The following is an 8,055-nucleotide window of genomic DNA, read 5'->3' as shown; positions in this document are numbered from 1 at the left end:
GCCATGCCGCCGCGGCGCCGCCTGGAGTTCCTGGCCGGCCGGCAGGCCGCCCGCCGGGCCCTGCGCGCGGTGGGCCCGGCCTGCGGCGAGATCCCCCGCGCGGGACGGCTGCCGGTGTTTCCGCCGGGGCGGGCGGCGTCGATCTCGCACAGCGCCGGGATCGCCGTCGCCGTGGCCCGCGCACCGGGCCCGGACACCCCCGTCGGCTGTGACCTGGAGCTGCGGCCCCTCCCCCGCGGCGCGGCACGCCTGGTGCTGCGCGAGGACGAGGAGGCGCTGCTCGTCGGCGGGTCCCGGCCGGCGGACGGGGCGTGGCCGGCGGACGGGGCGTGGTCGGTGACGCAGCTCTTCTCGGCCAAGGAGGCCGCGTGGAAGGCCCTGTACGCACCCGGGGCGGTCCGCGCGGACCGCGCGGGCCATGCGGCCCGGTCGCCGGGAACCCTGCGGGACCTGCGGGCGTGCCCCTCCGGGGACGGTCTGCGCATCGGCCTCCGCGCCGACCCCTCACGCGCGGTGCAGGTTCGGGTGGTGGCCCTGGGAGCGGGAGTGCTCAGCTACGTCCTGGGCCGGGCCGGCGCCGAGAACTGACGGAACGTCCGGCGGCCCCCGGCGCGGTACGCACCGGGGGCCGCGGGCCGGCCGTGGGGATCAGCGCTGCGTCGTGCCGCCGTCCCCGTACGAGCGACGTGCCGCGTCGGCGGCCTTGTCGGTCTGGGAGTCGTACTTGTTCCCCGTCCGCTCGTCGACCACTCGCTCGGCGCCCGCCACGCCCTTGTCGGCCTGGTCCGGGTGGCCCTTCGCCATTTCCTTGGCCTTGTTCGCCATGTCGCCCAGCTTGCCCATGGGATGCCTCCCGAGATAGTGCGTGCGTCGTACTCCACCGCAGGTACCCCGGACGGCCGGGGCAAACCACCCCGGCCGCGCGGCGGAAGTACGGCGCCCGTCCCCCGGGGGTGGTTCTACGCTGCCGGTATGCGGCTCCGCCCTCTCGCAGTGGACGCACTGCTCGCCACGGCGCTGGCCGGTGTGGCCCTGCTGCTCGGTCCGGAAGCGGCCCGCCAGGGGCAGCGTCCGCTCGACGCCACCGCCTACGCGCTGGTGCTCCTCGTCCACCTGCCGCTCGTGCTCCGCAGCCGGGCGCCGGCCGTGGTCTGCTGCCTCGTGCACGCGACCTGGCTGGGGTACATCACCCTCGGCTACTGGGCCGTGGTGTGCAGCTTCGGCCCGATGCTCGCCGTCTACACCGTCGCCGCCCTGCACCGGCTGCGCGTCTCCGTACCTTGTGCCGCGCTGATGGGCGCGACCTGGATCTACGCGGGCGCCGTGAGCCACACCGACGGCTGGCCGTCCGTCGTCGGCCAGGCGGTGGTCTACCCGGCGGTGCTGTGGCGGTTCGGCGTCGTCGCCCGCCGCTCGGCCGAGCTGTCCCGGCAGCTGCGCCGGGAACAGGCCGAGCGGGCCCGGCGCGAGGTGGCCGAGGAGCGCGGCCGGATAGCCCGGGAGCTGCACGACGTGGTGGCCCACCACATGTCCGTGATCTCCGTGCAGACCGGTCTGGCCCGCTTCGTCTTCGACACCGACCGCCACACCGCCCGTACCGCGCTCGACACCATCGACGCCACCGGGAGGGAGGCCCTCGACGAGCTGCGCCGCATGCTCCTGGTGCTGCGCGCCGACGACGACACCGCCTCGGCCGGTCCGATGCCGAGCCTGGAGCGCCTCGGTGAGATGGCCGAGCGCGTCCGCGCCGGCGGGGTCCCGGTGTCCCTGACGGTCGAGGGCACCCCGCGCCCGCTCGCGCCCGGTGTGGAGCTGTGCGCCTACCGGGTCGTCCAGGAGGCGCTCACGAACGTCCTGAAACACGCGCCGGGCGCGAGCGCGGAGGTACGGCTGGGGTACGCGCCGCACCAGGTGACCGTTCTGGTCACGGACGACGGGGAGGGGGTGGTTTCGGACAGAGTGCGCACCGGCGGCGGGCACGGCTTGCTCGGCATGCGCGAGCGGGCCAAGCTCTACGGCGGGCGGATCAGCATCGGCCCGCGGGAGCAGGGGGGTTTCGCCGTACGGCTGACCCTGCCGACCTCCGCAACGGCCACCGTGCAGGGGGACGACGTCACCACATGATCAGAGTGCTAGTCGTCGACGACCAGTTCCTCATCCGGGCCGGCCTGGTGGGACTGCTGCGCGCCGCACCCGGCATCGAGGTGGTGGGCGAGGCCGGCGACGGCGCGGAGGCCGTGCTGCTGGCCGCCGAGACCGCTCCCCAGGTGATCCTGATGGACATCCGGATGCCCGGTATGAACGGCATCGAGGCCACCGGGCGCATCCTCGCCCAGGCCGCCGAGCCCGCGCCCCGGATCCTGGTGCTGACCACCTTCGACCTCGACGAGTACGTGTACGGGGCGCTGCGCGCCGGGGCCTCCGGGTTCCTGCTCAAGGACTCCGGCCCGGAACGGCTGCTCGCCGCGGTGACCGCGGTCGGCGGCGGTGACGCGCTGTTCGCGCCCAGCGTCACCCGCCGCCTGGTCGAGGCGTACGCGCGCCAGGCTACCGGCGAACCGCCCGCGGACCTGGACGCGCTGACCTCCCGTGAGGTGGAGGTGCTGAGACTGATCGCGCGCGGCCTGTCCAACCCGGAGATCGCCGGCCGCCTGTGCATCAGCGAGGCCACCGTCAAGACCCATCTCAACCGGACGATGACCAAGCTCGACCTGGCCAGCCGGGCGCAGGCGGTGGTGGTGGCGTACGAGTCGGGACTCGTCGTCCCCGGCGGATGACGGCCGCTGGGCCGGTACCCCCGGCGCTCCGGGGCGCGGACCCGCGCTCACTCCCGCGCGTTCACCAGGGCCGCCATGTTCCCCGCCGGGTGCTGGTTGTCGTGGATGAGCTGGTGGGCCAGGCCGATCTCGTCGAAGCCGAACGTCCGGGACAGGCACGGGTCGACGACGCCCTGGGCGACCAGCCGGGTGACCTCCCGTGCCTCACGGGCGCTGGCCACGTGCGAGCCCTGCAGACGCTTCTGCCGCATCCACAGGAAGCGCAGGTCGACGTCGCCGTTGTAGCCGGTGGTGCCGCCGCAGATGACCACCATGCCGCCGTTGTCGCACATGTACAGGGAGGTGGGGATGGTGTCGGCGCCCGAGTGCTCCAGCACGATGCGCGGGCTGCGGCGCTCGCCGAGCACGTCCCAGAAGCGCCGGCCGAAGGCGCGGGCACCGGTCAGCCAGCGGGCCATGGCGGCGTCGTCGGAGGTGTCGGGCAGCCGGCCCCAGTGGTCGAACTCCCGCCGGTCGATCCACCCCTCGGCGCCCAGCTTGAGGCAGAACTCGCCGCGCTCCTCGCTGGAGACGACCGCGACGGGGATGCCGCCGACGTGCCGGACCAGCTGGATGGCGATGGAGCCCAGGCCGCCGGCGCCGCCCCAGATCAGCACCGGGTCGCCGGGGCGCACCGTGTGCGGCTCCCAGCCGAAGAGCTGGCGGTAGGCGGTGGCGGCGGTCGCCATGTAGCAGGCGGACTCGGCCCAGGACAGCCGGGCCGGCTTGGGGTGGAGCATGTAGTCGTCGACGACCGCGAACTGCGCGAAGGAGCCGTAGTTCTCCTCGTAGCCCCACACCCGCTGGCTGGTGGAGACCACCGGGTCGGTGCCCATGCGGACGTCCTCGGCCGACTCGTCCCACCGGGCGGCCAGGACGACCACCTCGTCGCCGGGCTTCACCCCGCGCACGCCCTCGCCGACCGCCCACACGATCCCGGACAGGTCCGAGCCGCCGATGTGGAAGTCCTCGGTGGCACCCGCCTTCTGCCGTGCGGCGATCACGTCGAGGGGCGAACCCAGCGCCGCCCACACGTTGTTGTAGTTGATGCCGGCCGCCATGACCTTCACCGCCACCTGACCGCGGCCGACGGGCGGGACGTCGACCACCTCGGTGCGGAAGGCGTCGACGGGCCGACCGTAGCGCTCACGGCGGATGAGCGAGGCGTACATCTTCTTGGGAACGGTGCCGAGCTCGGGCGCGTCGCCGAGTTCGTAGAGGTCCTGGGTCGCGGTCACGCGGCTTCTCCTGCACGGTCGGTGGGCGTACTCGGGGGCCGGAAGGGCCAAAACCGGTGGAACAGGGCGGTGAGGTCCAGGGCGGCGGAGGTCAGCCGGTGGGACCCCGCAGTGCCTTGGCGACCGCCTCGCCGATGCGGGCCATCGGCTCGGGTTCGGTCATCTCGTAGTGCCCGCACGGCACCTGGTGGTCGTGGAGGGTGCCGTCGACGTGCGGCCGCCAGCTGTCGGCCTTGCCGGGCTGCACCGCCAGGTCCGTCGCGAAGCCGGTCGGCTCCTCCCGGGCCGCGCTGAAGAACAGGACGTCACCGCGGTAGACGCCGGGGACGAACTGCGGTGCGATGCGCAGGTTGTTGCGCATCACCCCGGCGATGGCGGCCGCCTCGTCGCGGGTGACGGGCGAGGCGGCCGGGTCCGCGGCGACCCGGTCGCCGATCCGCTCCAGGACGGTGTCGACGTCCGGCGGCGCCGCTCCCGGGTCGAGGGGCAGGCCGGCCACCCGTGACAGCAGTGCCGCCACCTGCCGTTCCGCCGCGTCGGGGTCGTGGGCGGTGCCGTGCGGCTGCGGCGCGTCGAGCATCGCGAGGAGTTCGACCCGCTCGCCGCTCTCCTGGAGCGCGCAGGCCATGGCGTGCGCGACGAATCCGCCGTAGGACCAGCCCAGCAGCCGGTACGGGCCGTGCGGCTGCACCTCCCGCAGCAGGTCCAGGTAGGTGCCGACCATGGCGGCGGCGTCCGGTGCGGGCGGCCGGGTGCCGTCGAGGCCGGCCGCCTGGATGCCGTAGACGGGCTGGTCGCCGCCCAGGTGGGGCAGCAGGCCGGTGTAGCGCCAGGACACGCCCGCGCCGGGGTGGAGGCAGAACAGGGGGGTGGCGGTGCCCTCCGCGCGCAGCGGCAGCAGCGGGCCGAGGGCGGTGGGCGCGGTCTGCGGCGTGTCCCGGTCCCGCCCGTCGGCCGCGGCGAGGACGCCGGCCACCGAGGGCGCGGCGAGCAGTTCCGCCGCCGGTACGTCGAGGACTCCGGCCTGGCGCAGCCGTCCCGCCAGCACCACGGCGCGCATCGAGTCGCCGCCGAGGTCGAAGAAGTTGTCGTGCACGCCGATGCCGCCGATGCCGAGCGTCTCCTCCCACAGGCGGGTCACCTCCTGCTCGCGTCCGGAGCGGGGCGGCACGTGCTCGGTGGCCAGCCGGGGGCGCGGGGCGAGGGCCGTCCCCGCCCGCGCCGCGGCCGGGGCCTCGGGGGCGGCGGGGTCCGTACGGGCTCCGGGGGCGTCGATCCAGTGGCGCCGGCGGTCGAAGGCGTACGGCGGCAGCGGGACCCGCCGGGCCCGGTCCGGCGCCGGGGGAAGGGCACCGTCCACGCCCGCGCTCCACAGCCGGCCGAGGGCTTCCGCGAGGACGAAGCCGTCGGACGCCTCGGCCTTGGCGTGCCGCATGGTGGTCACCGTCACGGGTGCCCCGTCGGCGAGCCGGCCGGTGGCCAGCTTGGTCAGGGTGTCCCCCGGTCCGATCTCCACCAGCACGGGGTGCTGCCGCTCCCACAGGGCGGCGATGCCGTCGGCGAACCGCACGGTGTTCCTGGTGTGGTCGATCCAGTGCTGCACGGAGGTGGCCTGGTCGTCGGTGATCCAGGTGCCGGTGACGTTGGTGACGTACGGGATCCGCGGCGGGCGCAGGGTGACCTGGCGCAGGTGGCCCTCGAAGGTCGGCAGGACCGGGTCCAGGACGTGGGAGTGGGCCGCGACGGGGATGCGCAGCCGGCGGAACGGGACGCCGCGGCGGGTGAGTTCGGCCTCGAAGCGGGCGACGGCGTCGAGGTGCCCGGCGACGGTGCAGGCGCTCGGGCCGTTCACCGCGGCCAGGGACAGCCCGTCGTCGAGCAGCGGCCGTACGTCCTCGGCCGGGGCCGCGACGCCGACGGTGGCGCCGCCCGCGGAGCTGATGAGCCGGATCCGTTCGGTGACCAGGGGGAGCATGTCCGCCAGGTCGACGACCCCGGCCAGGCAGGCCGCCGTGTACTCGCCGAGCGAGTGGCCGATCAGCGCGTCGGGGCGCACGCCCTGTTCCATGAGGGTGCGGGCCAGGGCGTACTCGGTCACCACCAGGCCCAGGAACGCCGCGGTGTCGTCGGGCCGCGGGTCCTCGAACAGGGCGGTGCGGACGTCGGCGCCGAGTGCGGGCCGCAGGATGCGGGCGCACTCGTCGACGGTGTCGCGGTAGACGGCGCGGTCGCGGTAGAGCTCCGCTCCCATGCCGGGGTACTGGGTGCCGCCGCCGGGCAGCAGGAAGGCCACGCGGACGGGGTCGTCCGAGGGCGGCGGGGTGTCCGGTGCGGCGGCGCGCAGGGCGTCCAGGGCCTCCTCGCGGGAGGCCGCGGTGACGGCGAGGCGATGGCGCAGCACGGGCCGGTCGGCGCGCAGGGAGTGCGCGACGTCGTCCAGCCGCAGCTCGGGGCTCCGTTCGAGGTGGCGGGCGAGTGCGTCGGCCTGGCCCCGCAGGGCGCCGGCCGTCCGTGCGGACAGCGGCAGCACCAGGCGGCGGCCGTCCTCGGCCGGGCGGGGCGCCGCGGGGGCGGTGGGCGGGGCCTCCTCCAGGACGACGTGGGCGTTGGTGCCGCCGATGCCGAAGGCGCTGACGGCGGCCCGGCGGGGGTGCTCGCCCGCGGGCCAGTCCTCCAGGGCGGTGGGCACGCGGAAGGGGCCCGAGGCGAAGTCGATGAGCGGGTTGGGCCGCTCGAAGTGCAGGCTCGGCGGGATCTGCCGGTGTTCCAGGGCCAGGACCGCCTTGATGAGCCCGGCGATGCCGGCGGCCGCCCCCAGGTGGCCGATGTTGGTCTTCACCGAGCCGAGGGCGCAGAAGCCGGTCCGCTCCGTGCTCTGCCGGAACGCCTCGGTCAGCGCGGAGACCTCGATGGGGTCGCCGAGCTTGGTGGCGGTGCCGTGGGCCTCGACCAGGCCGATGGTGCCGGCGTCGACCTCCGCCTGGGCCTGCGCCGCGAGGATCACCTCGGTCTGTCCGGTGGCGCTGGGCGCGCTGAAGCCGACCTTGCGGCGGCCGTCGTTGTTGACGGCGCTGCCGCGGATGACGGCGCGGATGCGGTCGCCGTCGGCGAGGGCGTCCTCCAGGCGCTTGAGCACGACGGCCCCGACGCCGTCGCCGGAGGAGGTGCCCGCGGCGTCCGCGGCGAAGGCGCGGCAGTGGCCGTCCGGTGAGAAGGGCCCGTCGGGCACGTGCCGGTAGCCCAGCGCGGCCGAGGGGTTGAGGGAGACGGCGGCGGCGAGCGCGGTGTCGCAGCGGAAGTCCAGGAGGTCCTGGCAGGCGGTGTGCACGGCGACGAGCGCGGTGGAGCAGGCCGTCTGCAGGGACACGCTCGGGCCGGTGAGGCCCAGTTCGTAGGAGACGCGGGTGGCGAGGGTGCCCAGGGAGTTGGCGGTGGCCGCGTGCACGAGTTCGACCGAGCCGGGCTGTCCGGCGTACCTCGGGTACACGTGGGCGGGGTAGTAGCGGCTGTCGCCGCTGCCCGCGTACACACCGAACGCCTCGCCGTCGCGGTCGNTCGGGTACACGTGGGCGGGGTAGTAGCGGCTGTCGCCGCTGCCCGCGTACACACCGAACGCCTCGCCGTCGCGGTCGCGGTCGCCGCCGAGGCAGCCCGCGTCCTCCAGCGCCTGGTAGGCCGTCTCCAGCAGCAGCCGCTGCTGGGGGTCGACGACGGCGGCCTCGGCGGGGCTGTAGCCGAAGAAACCGGCGTCGAAGCGGTCGATGCCCTCGACGACGGAGGCCATCCGTACGAGGGAGGGGTCGTCGAGGTCGCGCGGGTCGCCGCCCGCGGCGAGGAACTCCTCCTCGGTGACGGGCCGCATCGACTCCCGGCCGGCCGCGAGGTTGTCCCAGAAGGTGTCGAGGTCGTCGGCGCCGGGGAAGCGGCCCGCCATGCCGATGACGGCGACGGCGGGAATCTCCTCGCCGTGGGTTGTGCCGTGGGCTGTGTCGTGGGGGGCG

6 protein-coding genes are annotated in these 8,055 nt (G+C 75.1%); 3 read left to right on the top strand and 3 right to left on the bottom strand.

Features of this window, described 5'->3' with window-relative positions:
* A partial coding sequence (locus tag KM933_RS30825; protein WP_221358289.1) for a 4'-phosphopantetheinyl transferase superfamily protein occupies positions 1–588 on the top strand: 588 nt, incomplete at its 5' end.
* A gap of 60 nt (positions 589–648) precedes the next feature.
* Here KM933_RS30825 and KM933_RS30820 read toward each other — a convergent pair.
* The gene (locus KM933_RS30820) at positions 649–843 is read right to left on the bottom strand and encodes an antitoxin (protein WP_221358288.1); all 195 of its coding nucleotides are present in this window, start codon (positions 841–843) and stop codon (positions 649–651) included.
* A 129-nt stretch (positions 844–972) separates the two neighbouring features.
* Here KM933_RS30820 and KM933_RS30815 point away from each other — a divergent pair, with 129 nt between their 5' ends.
* Both KM933_RS30815 and KM933_RS30810 read left to right on the top strand, forming a co-directional pair.
* Entirely contained in the window at positions 973–2,124 is a 1,152-nt protein-coding gene (locus KM933_RS30815) for a sensor histidine kinase (protein ID WP_221358281.1), read from the top strand.
* Complete coding sequence (locus KM933_RS30810) at positions 2,121–2,777, top strand: response regulator (RefSeq protein ID WP_221358279.1); 657 nt, start codon at positions 2,121–2,123, stop codon at positions 2,775–2,777. Before KM933_RS30815 ends, KM933_RS30810 begins: the two co-directional genes overlap by 4 nt.
* Positions 2,778–2,824: 47 nt before the next feature.
* On the opposite strand, the gene ccrA is transcribed toward KM933_RS30810, so the two are convergent.
* The gene (gene ccrA, locus KM933_RS30805) at positions 2,825–4,054 is read right to left on the bottom strand and encodes a crotonyl-CoA carboxylase/reductase (RefSeq protein WP_221358277.1); all 1,230 of its coding nucleotides are present in this window, start codon (positions 4,052–4,054) and stop codon (positions 2,825–2,827) included.
* A gap of 91 nt (positions 4,055–4,145) precedes the next feature.
* Complete coding sequence (locus KM933_RS30800) at positions 4,146–7,988, bottom strand: type I polyketide synthase (RefSeq protein WP_430727391.1); 3,843 nt, start codon at positions 7,986–7,988, stop codon at positions 4,146–4,148.
* Positions 7,989–8,055 lie beyond the last annotated feature (67 nt).

The organism is Streptomyces beigongshangae (assembly GCF_019710745.1).
Lineage (GTDB): Bacteria > Actinomycetota > Actinomycetes > Streptomycetales > Streptomycetaceae > Streptomyces > Streptomyces beigongshangae.
Note: the sequence above shows the minus strand (reverse complement) of the source record. Positions and strands in the feature narration are given on the sequence as shown.